The organism is Kosakonia pseudosacchari (genome assembly GCF_900184035.1).
Classification (GTDB): domain Bacteria; phylum Pseudomonadota; class Gammaproteobacteria; order Enterobacterales; family Enterobacteriaceae; genus Kosakonia; species Kosakonia pseudosacchari.
Genome location: NZ_FXWP01000007.1, coordinates 1 through 10176, shown reverse-complemented (window position 1 = coordinate 10176; position 10176 = coordinate 1). Strand labels below are relative to the sequence as shown.

At 50.4% G+C, this 10176-nt stretch carries 22 protein-coding genes; 1 reads left to right on the top strand and 21 read right to left on the bottom strand.

Annotated features, from left to right (window positions below; translation table 11 throughout):
- Window positions 1-13: 13 nt before the first annotated feature.
- The 18 genes from rplR to rpsJ all read right to left on the bottom strand — a co-directional run bounded on the left by rplR (window position 14) and on the right by rpsJ (window position 8041).
- A complete protein-coding gene (gene rplR / locus BN2591_RS01755; protein WP_017460073.1) occupies window positions 14-367 on the bottom strand; it encodes a 50S ribosomal protein L18 in 354 nt (117 codons plus the stop codon).
- 9 nt (window positions 368-376) lie between these two features.
- On the bottom strand, window positions 377-910 hold the full coding sequence (rplF, locus tag BN2591_RS01750) for a 50S ribosomal protein L6 (protein WP_086868537.1): 534 nt from the start codon (window positions 908-910) through the stop codon (window positions 377-379).
- 12 nt (window positions 911-922) lie between these two features.
- A complete protein-coding gene (rpsH, locus tag BN2591_RS01745) occupies window positions 923-1315 on the bottom strand; it encodes a 30S ribosomal protein S8 (protein ID WP_017460071.1) in 393 nt (130 codons plus the stop codon).
- A 33-nt stretch (window positions 1316-1348) separates the two neighbouring features.
- The gene (gene rpsN / locus BN2591_RS01740; protein ID WP_007369817.1) at window positions 1349-1654 is read right to left on the bottom strand and encodes a 30S ribosomal protein S14; all 306 of its coding nucleotides are present in this window, start codon (window positions 1652-1654) and stop codon (window positions 1349-1351) included.
- A 14-nt stretch (window positions 1655-1668) separates the two neighbouring features.
- Window positions 1669-2208, bottom strand: coding sequence for a 50S ribosomal protein L5 (rplE, locus tag BN2591_RS01735; RefSeq protein ID WP_001096200.1), 540 nt, complete (start codon window positions 2206-2208; stop codon window positions 1669-1671).
- A 14-nt stretch (window positions 2209-2222) separates the two neighbouring features.
- Window positions 2223-2537: a 50S ribosomal protein L24 gene (rplX, locus tag BN2591_RS01730; RefSeq protein WP_007369816.1), complete on the bottom strand. Its 315-nt coding sequence runs from the start codon at window positions 2535-2537 to the stop codon at window positions 2223-2225.
- Between the two features lie 10 nt (window positions 2538-2547).
- On the bottom strand, window positions 2548-2919 hold the full coding sequence (gene rplN / locus BN2591_RS01725) for a 50S ribosomal protein L14 (protein WP_004388611.1): 372 nt from the start codon (window positions 2917-2919) through the stop codon (window positions 2548-2550).
- Between the two features lie 165 nt (window positions 2920-3084).
- Window positions 3085-3339: a 30S ribosomal protein S17 gene (gene rpsQ, locus BN2591_RS01720; RefSeq protein WP_017460070.1), complete on the bottom strand. Its 255-nt coding sequence runs from the start codon at window positions 3337-3339 to the stop codon at window positions 3085-3087.
- Window positions 3339-3530, bottom strand: a complete 192-nt coding sequence (rpmC, locus tag BN2591_RS01715; RefSeq protein WP_004388609.1) for a 50S ribosomal protein L29 — start codon at window positions 3528-3530, stop codon at window positions 3339-3341. Before rpmC ends, rpsQ begins: the two co-directional genes overlap by 1 nt.
- Window positions 3530-3940 (bottom strand): 50S ribosomal protein L16, encoded by a 411-nt coding sequence (gene rplP, locus BN2591_RS01710; protein ID WP_007369814.1) that lies wholly within the window; start codon window positions 3938-3940, stop codon window positions 3530-3532. The genes rpmC and rplP overlap by 1 nt, the downstream gene beginning before the upstream one ends.
- 12 nt (window positions 3941-3952) lie before the next feature.
- Window positions 3953-4654, bottom strand: coding sequence for a 30S ribosomal protein S3 (gene rpsC / locus BN2591_RS01705; RefSeq protein WP_000529945.1), 702 nt, complete (start codon window positions 4652-4654; stop codon window positions 3953-3955).
- A gap of 17 nt (window positions 4655-4671) precedes the next feature.
- On the bottom strand, window positions 4672-5004 hold the full coding sequence (rplV, locus tag BN2591_RS01700) for a 50S ribosomal protein L22 (protein WP_002919773.1): 333 nt from the start codon (window positions 5002-5004) through the stop codon (window positions 4672-4674).
- A 14-nt stretch (window positions 5005-5018) separates the two neighbouring features.
- Window positions 5019-5297 carry a 30S ribosomal protein S19 gene (rpsS, locus tag BN2591_RS01695; protein WP_001138115.1) on the bottom strand — a complete coding sequence of 93 codons (279 nt, stop codon included), beginning with the start codon at window positions 5295-5297 and terminating at the stop codon, window positions 5019-5021.
- Between the two features lie 16 nt (window positions 5298-5313).
- Window positions 5314-6135 (bottom strand): 50S ribosomal protein L2, encoded by an 822-nt coding sequence (rplB, locus tag BN2591_RS01690; protein ID WP_007369812.1) that lies wholly within the window; start codon window positions 6133-6135, stop codon window positions 5314-5316.
- Window positions 6136-6152: 17 nt separating this feature from the next.
- On the bottom strand, window positions 6153-6455 hold the full coding sequence (gene rplW / locus BN2591_RS01685; RefSeq protein ID WP_000617546.1) for a 50S ribosomal protein L23: 303 nt from the start codon (window positions 6453-6455) through the stop codon (window positions 6153-6155).
- On the bottom strand, window positions 6452-7057 hold the full coding sequence (gene rplD / locus BN2591_RS01680; RefSeq protein ID WP_007369811.1) for a 50S ribosomal protein L4: 606 nt from the start codon (window positions 7055-7057) through the stop codon (window positions 6452-6454). The genes rplW and rplD overlap by 4 nt, the downstream gene beginning before the upstream one ends.
- Before the next feature lie 10 nt (window positions 7058-7067).
- Window positions 7068-7697 carry a 50S ribosomal protein L3 gene (gene rplC, locus BN2591_RS01675; RefSeq protein ID WP_017460069.1) on the bottom strand — a complete coding sequence of 210 codons (630 nt, stop codon included), beginning with the start codon at window positions 7695-7697 and terminating at the stop codon, window positions 7068-7070.
- A gap of 32 nt (window positions 7698-7729) precedes the next feature.
- Complete coding sequence (gene rpsJ / locus BN2591_RS01670) at window positions 7730-8041, bottom strand: 30S ribosomal protein S10 (protein ID WP_001181005.1); 312 nt, start codon at window positions 8039-8041, stop codon at window positions 7730-7732.
- Window positions 8042-8418: 377 nt separating this feature from the next.
- Here rpsJ and BN2591_RS01665 point away from each other — a divergent pair, with 377 nt between their 5' ends.
- Entirely contained in the window at window positions 8419-8886 is a 468-nt protein-coding gene (locus tag BN2591_RS01665; protein WP_086868534.1) for a prepilin peptidase, read from the top strand.
- Here BN2591_RS01665 and bfr read toward each other — a convergent pair.
- The 3 genes from bfr to BN2591_RS01645 form a co-directional block, all read right to left on the bottom strand.
- Window positions 8870-9346 (bottom strand): bacterioferritin, encoded by a 477-nt coding sequence (bfr, locus tag BN2591_RS01660; protein ID WP_086868532.1) that lies wholly within the window; start codon window positions 9344-9346, stop codon window positions 8870-8872. The two genes, BN2591_RS01665 and bfr, sit on opposite strands and share 17 nt — an antisense overlap.
- Before the next feature lie 72 nt (window positions 9347-9418).
- Window positions 9419-9613 (bottom strand): bacterioferritin-associated ferredoxin, encoded by a 195-nt coding sequence (gene bfd, locus BN2591_RS01655; RefSeq protein WP_017460066.1) that lies wholly within the window; start codon window positions 9611-9613, stop codon window positions 9419-9421.
- A 177-nt stretch (window positions 9614-9790) separates the two neighbouring features.
- On the bottom strand, window positions 9791-10176 hold a 386-nt coding region (locus BN2591_RS01645; RefSeq protein WP_075198444.1), incomplete at its 5' end, for an EF-Tu C-terminal domain-related protein.

The following is a 10176-nucleotide window of genomic DNA, read 5'->3' as shown; positions in this document are numbered from 1 at the left end:
TTACACCTCTACCTTAGAACTGAAGGCCAGCTTCACGGGCAGCATCTGCCAGTGCCTGGACGCGACCATGATATTGGAACCCGGAACGGTCAAAGGAAACATCTTTGATGCCTTTTTCCAGAGCGCGTTCAGCTACAGCTTTACCCACAGCTGCAGCCGCGTCTTTGTTACCGGTGTACTTCAGTTGTTCAGAGATAGCTTTTTCTACAGTAGAAGCAGCTACCAGAACTTCAGAACCATTCGATGCGATTACCTGGGCGTAGATATGACGCGGGGTACGATGTACCACCAGGCGAGTCGCACCAAGCTCTTTGAGCTTGCGGCGTGCGCGGGTCGCACGACGGATACGAGCAGATTTCTTATCCATAGTGTTACCTTACTTCTTCTTAGCCTCTTTGGTACGCACGACTTCGTCGGCGTAACGAACACCCTTGCCTTTATAAGGCTCAGGACGACGGTAGGCGCGCAGATCTGCTGCAACCTGGCCAATCACCTGCTTATCCGCGCCTTTCAGCACGATTTCAGTCTGTGACGGACATTCTGCAGTGATACCGGCCGGCAGTTGATGATCAACAGGATGAGAGAAACCCAGAGCCAGGTTTACTACATTCCCTTTGACCGCTGCGCGGTAACCTACACCAACCAGCTGCAGCTTCTTAGTGAAGCCTTCGGTAACACCGATAACCATTGAGTTCAGCAGAGCACGCGCGGTACCAGCCTGAGCCCAACCGTCCACGTAACCATCACGCGGACCGAAAGTCAGAGCATTGTCTGCCTGGTTAACTACAACAGCATCGTTGAGAGTACGAGTCAGCTCGCCGTTTTTACCTTTGATCGTGATAACCTGACCGTTGATTTTTACGTCAACGCCGGCAGGAATAACGACCGGTGCTTTAGCAACACGAGACATTTTTTCCTCCGATTAGGCTACGTAGCAGATAATTTCGCCACCAAGACCAGCCTGGCGCGCTGCACGATCAGTCATAACACCTTTAGAGGTAGAAACAACTGCGATACCCATACCACCCATAACTTTCGGCAGCTCATCTTTTTTCTTATAGATGCGCAGACCTGGGCGGCTGATACGCTGAATGCTTTCTACCACAGCTTTACCCTGGAAGTATTTAAGAGTCACTTCCAGTTCCGGCTTGGTGTCGCCTTCAATTTTGAAATCTTCAATAAAACCTTCTTCCTTCAGCACGTTGGCAATTGCCACTTTCAGCCTGGAGGAAGGCATGGTGACCGCAGCTTTGTTCGCGGCCTGACCGTTACGGATACGGGTCAGCATATCCGCGATCGGATCTTGCATGCTCATCTGTCTTTACTCCCGTGATTCAATTGGTGACAATTACCAGCTAGCCTTTTTCAGACCCGGGATTTCACCGCGCATAGCGGATTCACGGACCTTAATACGGCTCAACCCGAACTTCCGCAGGAAACCGTGCGGACGACCAGTTTGGCGGCAGCGGTTACGCTGACGAGACGGGCTGGAATCACGCGGCAGACTCTGCAGCTTGAGAACAGCGTTCCAACGATCTTCGTCGGAAGCGTTCACATCAGAAATGATCGCTTTCAGTTCAGCGCGTTTCGCGAAGTATTTTTCAGCTAAAGCTACGCGTTTAACTTCGCGTGCTTTCATAGATTGCTTAGCCATGAAGTAACCCTACCTTACTTGCGGAACGGGAAGTCAAAGGCAGCCAGCAGAGCACGGCCTTCTTCGTCAGATTTCGCAGTAGTGGTAATGGTAATATCCAAACCACGCACGCGGTCGACTTTATCGTAGTCGATTTCTGGGAAGATGATCTGCTCACGGACACCCATGCTGTAGTTACCACGACCGTCGAAAGACTTAGCGGACAAGCCACGGAAGTCACGGATACGCGGTACAGCAATAGTGATCAGGCGCTCAAAGAACTCCCACATGCGTTCGCCACGCAGAGTCACTTTACAGCCGATCGGATAGCCCTGACGGATTTTGAAGCCCGCAACAGATTTGCGCGCTTTGGTGATCAACGGTTTTTGACCGGAGATTGCTGCCAGGTCAGCTGCTGCGTTATCCAGCAGTTTCTTGTCAGCGATCGCTTCACCAACACCCATATTCAGGGTGATCTTCTCGACCCGAGGGACTTGCATGACAGAATTGTAGTTAAACTCAGTCATGAGTTTCTTAACTACTTCGTCTTTGTAGTAATCATGCAGTTTCGCCATCGTACTACTCCAAATTACTTGATAGTTTCGCTGTTAGATTTAAAGAAACGGACTTTTTTGCCGTCTTCGAATCTAAAGCCTACACGGTCGGCCTTGCCGGTTGCCGCATTGAAGATTGCAACGTTAGAAACCTGAATTGCAGCTTCTTTTTCAACGATGCCACCCGGTTGGTTCAGGGCCGGAACCGGCTTCTGATGTTTCTTAACCAGGTTGATACCTTCAACAATGATCTTGCCGGAAGACAGAACATTTTTTACTTTACCGCGCTTACCTTTATCTTTACCGGTTAACACGATAACTTCGTCATCACGACGGATTTTAGCTGCCATGATTCGCTCCTTAGAGTACTTCTGGTGCCAGAGAGATGATTTTCATAAACTTCTCAGAACGAAGTTCACGAGTAACCGGCCCAAAAATACGCGTACCGATAGGCTGCTCGCTGTTGTTGTTCAGAAGAACACAAGCATTACCATCGAAGCGAACGACAGAACCGTCAGGGCGACGAACACCCTTCTTGGTGCGCACCACTACCGCCTTCAGCACATCACCTTTTTTGACCTTACCACGCGGAATTGCTTCTTTGATGGTGATCTTGATGATGTCGCCTACGCCTGCGTAGCGACGGTGCGAGCCACCCAGAACCTTGATACACATTACGCGACGTGCACCGGAGTTGTCGGCGACGTTCAGCATAGTCTGTTCTTGGATCATTTCAGTGCTCCGCTAATGTCAACTACTACTGAAGACCCTAAAATCAGGGTCGATAAAAAGCCCCATATCGGGGGCGCAGCATTATAACACCGCTTCCTTGATATGGGTAGAAAAAATAAACGGCCCATCGCTGAGCCGTTTATTCGTTTGAGAACGCGTACTCTATTACAGAATCGCTTTCTCTACAACGCGAACCAGCGTCCAGGACTTAGTCTTGGACAGCGGACGGCATTCGCGGATTTCAACCACGTCGCCGGTACCGCATTCGTTGTTCTCGTCATGTACGTGCAGTTTAGTCGTACGTTTGATGAATTTACCGTAGATCGGGTGTTTCACGAAACGCTCGATAGCTACAACAATGGATTTCTCCATTTTGTCGCTAACAACACGACCTTGCAGAGTACGGATTTTATCGGTCATTACGCACCCGCCTTCTCAGTCAGTAAAGTCTTAACGCGTGCGACATCACGACGCACTTGCTTCAACAGGTGAGTCTGTTGCAGCTGGCCACTTGCAGCCTGCATACGCAGGTTGAACTGCTCGCGCAGCAGGTTAAGCAGCTCGGTGTTCAGCTCTTCAACGCTCTTTTCACGCAGCTCTTTTGCTTTCATTACATCACCGTCTTAGTTACAAAGGTGGTTTTAATCGGCAGTTTTGCTGCTGCCAGCTCGAAGGCTTCACGGGCCAGCTCTTCCGGAACACCGTCCATTTCGTACAGGACTTTACCCGGCTGAATCAAGGCAACCCAATACTCTACGTTACCTTTACCTTTACCCATACGAACTTCCAGCGGCTTCTCGGTGATCGGTTTGTCCGGGAATACACGGATCCAGATCTTACCCTGACGCTTAACAGCACGAGTCATAGCACGACGTGCTGCTTCGATCTGACGAGCGGTCAGACGACCACGGCCAACAGCTTTCAGACCGTAAGTGCCGAAGCTCACATCCGTGCCCTGCGCGAGACCACGGTTGCGGCCTTTGTGCACTTTACGGAATTTTGTACGCTTTGGTTGTAACATCAGCGACGCTCCTTATTTACGGCCTTTACGCTGCTGCTTTTTAGGTTGAGCAGCCGGTTTTTCCGGTTGTTCAACTGCAGCCATACCACCAAGGATCTCGCCTTTGAAGATCCACACTTTTACGCCGATTACACCGTAAGTGGTGTGCGCTTCGGAGGTGTTGTAGTCGATGTCAGCACGCAGAGTGTGCAGCGGAACGCGACCTTCACGGTACCATTCGGTACGTGCGATTTCCGCGCCGCCCAGACGGCCGCTAACTTCAACTTTGATACCTTTAGCGCCCAGACGCATTGCGTTCTGTACAGCACGCTTCATAGCACGACGGAACATTACACGACGTTCCAGCTGAGAAGTGATGCTGTCAGCAACCAGTTTTGCGTCCAGTTCAGGTTTACGAACTTCGGCGATATTGATCTGAGCAGGAACGCCAGCGATATCCGCTACGACCTTGCGCAGTTTTTCAACGTCTTCACCTTTTTTACCGATAACGATACCCGGGCGAGCAGTGTGAATGGTCACACGGATGCTCTTAGCCGGACGCTCGATAACGATACGAGATACAGACGCTTTAGCCAGTTCCTTAGTCAGGTACTGACGTACTTTAAAATCGCTGTCCAGGTTGTCAGCGAATTCTTTGGTGTTCGCAAACCAGGTTGAGTTCCATGGTTTTACAATACCCAGGCGAATACCATTAGGATGTACTTTCTGACCCATTGCTAGTCTCCAGAGTCTCAGCGATCGGACACAACCACAGTGATGTGGCTGGTGCGCTTCAGGATGCGATCTGCACGACCTTTTGCACGCGGCATAATGCGCTTCATGCTCGGGCCTTCGTCTACGAAAATTTTCGCAACTTTCAGATCGTCAATGTCAGCGCCATCGTTGTGTTCAGCGTTAGCAATGGCAGATTCCAGAACTTTCTTGACCAGTACAGCCGCTTTCTTATTGGTGTAGGTCAGAATATCCAGGGCCTGCGACACTTTCTTACCGCGAATCAGGTCAGCAACAAGGCGAACCTTCTGAGCAGAAGAACGAGCATGGCGATGTTGAGCTAAAGTTTCCATCTCTTCCTCCTACCTTATTTCTTCTTCGCTTTTTTATCAGCAGCGTGGCCGCGATAAGTACGAGTCGGTGCGAATTCACCCAGTTTGTGACCGACCATTTCGTCGGAAACAAATACCGGAACGTGCTGACGACCATTATGGACAGCGATGGTCAAACCGATCATGTTAGGAAAGATCGTTGAACGACGGGACCAAGTGCGCAGGGGCTTCTTGTCTCCGCTTTCCACCGCTTTCTCTACCTTCTTCAGCAAGTGCAGGTCAATAAAAGGACCTTTCTTGAGAGAACGTGGCATGGCTTATCCTCTAAAATTATTTGCTACGGCGACGTACGATGAATTTATCAGTACGCTTGTTGCTGCGGGTCTTCTTACCTTTGGTCTGAACGCCCCACGGAGTTACCGGGTGCTTACCAAAGTTACGACCTTCACCACCACCATGTGGGTGGTCGACTGGGTTCATCGCAGTACCGCGAACGGTAGGACGAACACCACGCCAGCGTGCAGCACCTGCTTTACCCAGAACGCGCAGCATATGCTCAGCATTGCCAACTTCGCCCAGAGTCGCGCGGCATTCTGCTTCGACTTTACGCATTTCACCAGAACGCAGACGCAGGGTGACATAAGCACCATCGCGAGCAACGATCTGAACGTAAGTACCAGCGGAACGCGCCAGCTGACCGCCTTTACCTGGTTTCATTTCTACGTTATGAACGGTAGAACCAACCGGGATATTGCGCATCGGCAGGGTGTTGCCTGCTTTGATTGCAGCATCAACGCCAGACTGAATCTGGTCGCCAGCTTTCAGGCCTTTAGGGGCCAGGATGTAACGGCGTTCGCCATCTTTGTACAGAACCAGCGCGATGTTCGCGGAACGGTTCGGATCGTACTCAAGACGTTCAACAACTGCCGGGATACCATCTTTGTTGCGTTTGAAGTCAACAATACGGTAAGCCTGCTTGTGGCCACCACCGATATGACGAGTGGTGATACGGCCATTGTTGTTACGACCACCGGATTTGCTGTTTTTTTCCAGCAACGGAGCAAAAGGTTTGCCCTTGTGCAGCTCAGGGTTAACCACTTTAACAACGTGGCGACGACCCGGAGATGTCGGTTTACATTTAACAACTGCCATTGTATTACTCCTCCGACTTACTCAGCGCCGCCAACGAAGTCCAGATTCTGGCCTTCTTTCAGGGTGACGTAAGCTTTTTTCCAGTCGCTACGACGACCGATACGCTGTCCGTGACGTTTAACTTTCCCTTTAACTACCAGGGTGTTAACGACTTCGACTTCGACTTCAAACAGTTTCTGCACAGCAGCTTTGATTTCTGCTTTGGTCGCGTCTTTAGCAACTTTGAGAACGATGGTGTTTGTTTTTTCCATCGCAGTAGACGCTTTTTCAGAAACGTGCGGTGCGCGCAGCACCTTCAGCAGACGTTCTTCACGAATCATGCCAGCATCTCCTCAACTTGCTTAACAGCATCAGCAGTCATTACGACTTTGTCGAAGGCGATCAGGCTAACCGGGTCGATACCAGTCGCGTCGCGAACATCAACCTTGTGCAGGTTGCGCGCGGCCAGGAACAGGTTCTCGTCCAGCTCACCGGTGATGATCAGCACATCTTCCAGAGCCATGTCTTTCAGTTTCTGAGCCAGCAGCTTGGTTTTCGGCGCTTCAACAGAGAACTGCTCGACAACGATCAGACGATCCTGACGTACCAGTTCGGACAGGATGCTTTTCAGCGCGCCGCGGTACATCTTTTTGTTAACTTTTTGACTGTGGTCCTGCGGACGCGCAGCGAAGGTCACGCCACCAGAACGCCAGATCGGGCTCTTGATAGAACCAGAACGAGCACGGCCGGTGCCTTTCTGGCGCCACGGTTTTTTACCGGAACCAGTTACTTCAGCACGGGTCTTCTGAGCACGAGTACCCTGACGAGCACCAGCTGCGTAAGCAACAACAACCTGGTGTACCAGCGCTTCGTTGAAGTCACGACCGAAGGTAGTTTCGGAAACAGTCAGCGCGCTCTGCGCGTCTTTCAATACTAATTCCATTGCTATCTCCTCACGCCTTCACAGCTGGTTTAACGATCAGGTCGCTACCGGTTGCACCCGGGACAGCACCTTTAACCAGCAGCAGGTTGCGCTCAGCGTCAACACGTACTACGTCCAGGCTCTGAACGGTTACGCGCTCATTACCCAGCTGACCTGCCATTTTCTTGCCCTTGAACACTTTGCCCGGAGTCTGGTTCTGACCGATAGAACCCGGAACGCGGTGAGACAGGGAGTTACCGTGGGTAGCGTCCTGGGTACGGAAGTTCCAGCGCTTAACGGTACCTGCGAAACCTTTACCTTTAGAGGTGCCAGTTACGTCAACTTTTTTAACTTCAGCAAACAGCTCAACGCTAATGTCCTGACCTACGGTGAATTCTTCGCCGTCAGCAAGACGGAATTCCCACAGACCACGGCCAGCTTCAACGCCAGCTTTAGCGAAGTGACCCGCTTCCGGTTTGGTTACACGGTTAGCTTTTTTAGCACCGGTGGTAACCTGGATTGCGCGGTAGCCATCGTTAGCCAGGTCTTTAACCTGAGTAACGCGGTTTGCTTCAACTTCGATTACGGTTACTGGGATAGATACGCCATCTTCAGTGAAGATGCGGGTCATGCCCACTTTTTTACCGACTAAACCAATCATTGTTTCAACCTCTCAATCGCTCGATGACCTGATTAACCCAGGCTGATCTGCACGTCTACACCGGCAGCCAGGTCCAGACGCATCAGAGCATCAACGGTTTTCTCGGTTGGCTCAACGATGTCAACCAGACGCTTGTGAGTGCGAATTTCGTACTGATCGCGCGCGTCTTTGTTAACGTGCGGGGAGATCAGAACGGTGAAGCGCTCTTTGCGGGTCGGCAGCGGGATCGGACCACGGACTTGCGCACCAGTGCGCTTAGCAGTCTCGACGATTTCCGCGGTTGATTGATCGATCAGACGATGATCAAACGCTTTAAGACGGATACGGATTCTTTGGTTCTGCATGAGACCAGAGCTCCAATTATTTATAGACGAAAATAATTACTCCTCACACCCATTACGATTGATGGGGGAGTGTAATCGTTCTTACGTAGCCCCCCGATTGGGAGCATTGTAACGGCTAAACAACACCGTTGTGGTTCAGATTGAACCCGCCGTCATTTACGACAAGCCCGCGCATTATACGTAAATCTGAGCCAGACGCAAGCGCAGTTTAGAAATTAAGCAGTCCTGCGCGCCCGCTCGCAGGATTTACGTAACGGCAAAAAGCCAACGTCATTTCTCACGAGCATCTACGCAACCTCAGTAATAGTGAATTGGCTTTCACACAGCCATTTCGCACTCTGCATGTCACCCGTTACTGACATATATGGCAGGACGCCATGTTTTTTCTCGCTGTTTATCTGTTACTCAATCTGATACTTGTCTGGCACGACATCCGTAACGGGTTACTGCCAGACCGTTTCACCTGCCCTCTTCTCTGGGCGGGACTAATTTGGCACTGCTTCGCAAATGCTGAATCATTGAAGCAAGCCGTTATCGGCGCGGCGGCAGGTTACATAGGGTTCGCTGTTATTTATTGGGGCTACAAAGAGTTGCGCGGCAAAGAAGGGCTTGGCTACGGTGATGTAAAATATCTTTCGGCTCTCGGGGCCTGGCATGGCTGGCAGAATTTACCCGGTCTGGTTTTTATCGCCGCCTTACTGGCCTGCTGTGTGGTGAGTATCAACGCGCTCAGATCGCAAAGTTTGCAGGCATTAAAAAACCCACTGCCTTTCGGGCCATTTTTGGCGGCAGCGGGTTTACTAACGGGATACCATTTTGTGATACCAACTACTCTTCCACTTTGATTTGCGACTGGAGATAGTTCTGAATGCCAATTTTGCTTATCAGATCCAGTTCTGTTTCCAGCCAGTCAATATGATGCTCTTCTTCGGCGAGAATGTTGATCATCATATCGCGGCTAACGTAGTCATGAACGCTGTCCGCATAAGCGATGGCTTCGCGCAGATCCTTCGCGCCTTCCAGTTCCAGTCTGAGATCGGATTGCAACATCTCTTCAACGTCTTCTCCAATCCCGAGTTTCCCCAAATCCTGCAAATTAGGGATACCCTCAAGAAATAAAATACGCTCGATGTAGAGATCGGCGTGTTTCATTTCATCAATAGATTCATGGTATTCAACATCGTTGAGGCGTGTCAGCCCCCAGTTTTTAAACATTCTCGCATGGAGAAAGTATTGGTTTATTGCGACAAGCTCATTTCCCAATAATTTATTGAGATAATTTATGATCTTAACATCACCTTTCATTATGTAGTCCCTCCGCTTCCACTCATTGAAGCGTAGATGGGGCTACAAGGATGTCAAAAAAAAGATAAGGACTCAGGCAATCTCTTTATATTCCGGCATCTGGGTAAGTTCGTCTTGCATGATCTCTCTGGCTGCGCGAACACATTTACCACACTGATTTCCAACCGGAACAAATTTGCGGAGCTGCTGAAATGATTGAGGATGAAACTGGCGCACTGCCTGGCGAATTTTTTTATCACTCACACCATTACACAAACAAACGTACATGATCACTCCCGTTCAATTTCTGCGCAAAGTGTAAATGAGAATGGTTGCGATTACAATAGCGTAACTGTAAAGCTGCTCGCACGATGCAGAGCTTCATTTCGAATAAATCTTTCGACACTAAATCGCGGGCAGCAAAAAGGGCGCCGAGGCGCCCTTTTTCAATTCAAAGCTAATTAATTAGCCCAGAACTTTTGCTACAACGCCCGCGCCAACGGTACGGCCGCCTTCACGGATTGCGAAACGCAGACCATCGTCCATCGCGATCGGGTGAATCAGGGTAACAACCATTTTGATGTTGTCGCCCGGCATTACCATCTCTACGCCTTCCGGCAGTTCGATGGTGCCAGTCACGTCAGTTGTACGGAAGTAGAACTGCGGACGGTAGCCTTTGAAGAACGGAGTGTGACGGCCGCCTTCATCTTTGGACAGGATATAAACTTCAGATTCGAATTTGGTGTGCGGCTTGATGGAACCCGGCTTAGCCAGTACCTGACCACGTTCGATTTCTTCACGTTTGATACCACGCAGCAGAACACCTACGTTCTCACCAGCACGGCCTTCGT

Bases quoted from the DNA above. Each gene is read 5' to 3' on its own strand.
- rplR (WP_017460073.1), bottom strand. From the start codon at position 367: ATGGATAAGAAATCTGCTCGTATCCGTCGTGCGACCCGCGCACGCCGC.
- rplF (WP_086868537.1), bottom strand. From the start codon at position 910: ATGTCTCGTGTTGCTAAAGCACCGGTCGTTATTCCTGCCGGCGTTGAC.
- rpsH (WP_017460071.1), bottom strand. From the start codon at position 1,315: ATGAGCATGCAAGATCCGATCGCGGATATGCTGACCCGTATCCGTAAC.
- rpsN (WP_007369817.1), bottom strand. From the start codon at position 1,654: ATGGCTAAGCAATCTATGAAAGCACGCGAAGTTAAACGCGTAGCTTTA.
- rplE (WP_001096200.1), bottom strand. From the start codon at position 2,208: ATGGCGAAACTGCATGATTACTACAAAGACGAAGTAGTTAAGAAACTC.
- rplX (WP_007369816.1), bottom strand. From the start codon at position 2,537: ATGGCAGCTAAAATCCGTCGTGATGACGAAGTTATCGTGTTAACCGGT.
- rplN (WP_004388611.1), bottom strand. From the start codon at position 2,919: ATGATCCAAGAACAGACTATGCTGAACGTCGCCGACAACTCCGGTGCA.
- rpsQ (WP_017460070.1), bottom strand. From the start codon at position 3,339: ATGACCGATAAAATCCGTACTCTGCAAGGTCGTGTTGTTAGCGACAAA.
- rpmC (WP_004388609.1), bottom strand. From the start codon at position 3,530: ATGAAAGCAAAAGAGCTGCGTGAAAAGAGCGTTGAAGAGCTGAACACC.
- rplP (WP_007369814.1), bottom strand. From the start codon at position 3,940: ATGTTACAACCAAAGCGTACAAAATTCCGTAAAGTGCACAAAGGCCGC.
- rpsC (WP_000529945.1), bottom strand. From the start codon at position 4,654: ATGGGTCAGAAAGTACATCCTAATGGTATTCGCCTGGGTATTGTAAAA.
- rplV (WP_002919773.1), bottom strand. From the start codon at position 5,004: ATGGAAACTTTAGCTCAACATCGCCATGCTCGTTCTTCTGCTCAGAAG.
- rpsS (WP_001138115.1), bottom strand. From the start codon at position 5,297: ATGCCACGTTCTCTCAAGAAAGGTCCTTTTATTGACCTGCACTTGCTG.
- rplB (WP_007369812.1), bottom strand. From the start codon at position 6,135: ATGGCAGTTGTTAAATGTAAACCGACATCTCCGGGTCGTCGCCACGTT.
- rplW (WP_000617546.1), bottom strand. From the start codon at position 6,455: ATGATTCGTGAAGAACGTCTGCTGAAGGTGCTGCGCGCACCGCACGTT.
- rplD (WP_007369811.1), bottom strand. From the start codon at position 7,057: ATGGAATTAGTATTGAAAGACGCGCAGAGCGCGCTGACTGTTTCCGAA.
- rplC (WP_017460069.1), bottom strand. From the start codon at position 7,697: ATGATTGGTTTAGTCGGTAAAAAAGTGGGCATGACCCGCATCTTCACT.
- rpsJ (WP_001181005.1), bottom strand. From the start codon at position 8,041: ATGCAGAACCAAAGAATCCGTATCCGTCTTAAAGCGTTTGATCATCGT.
- BN2591_RS01665 (WP_086868534.1), top strand. From the start codon at position 8,419: ATGTTTTTTCTCGCTGTTTATCTGTTACTCAATCTGATACTTGTCTGG.
- bfr (WP_086868532.1), bottom strand. From the start codon at position 9,346: ATGAAAGGTGATGTTAAGATCATAAATTATCTCAATAAATTATTGGGA.
- bfd (WP_017460066.1), bottom strand. From the start codon at position 9,613: ATGTACGTTTGTTTGTGTAATGGTGTGAGTGATAAAAAAATTCGCCAG.